Genomic DNA, 223 nt, shown 5'->3' on the forward strand with positions numbered 1-223 from the left:
ACGCCGTAAACGATGAATGCCAGCCGTTGGCGAGCTTGCTCGTCAGTGGCGCAGCTAACGCTTTAAGCATTCCGCCTGGGGAGTACGGTCGCAAGATTAAAACTCAAAGGACTTGACGGGGGCCCGCACAAGCGGTGGAGCATGTGGTTTAATTCGAAGCAACGCGCAGAACCTTACCAGCCTTTGACATGTCCGGTGTGGGGAGTGGAGACATTCCTCTTCA

1 rRNA gene is annotated in these 223 nt (G+C 55.2%); it reads left to right on the plus strand.

The window, feature by feature from the left end:
• Positions 1-223 (plus strand): 16S ribosomal RNA (locus tag E4K09_RS28465); the annotation flags it as partial.

Origin of the sequence: Microvirga pakistanensis (assembly GCF_004458765.1) — a bacterium.
In the GTDB taxonomy this organism is placed as follows: Bacteria; Pseudomonadota; Alphaproteobacteria; order Rhizobiales; family Beijerinckiaceae; genus Microvirga; species Microvirga pakistanensis.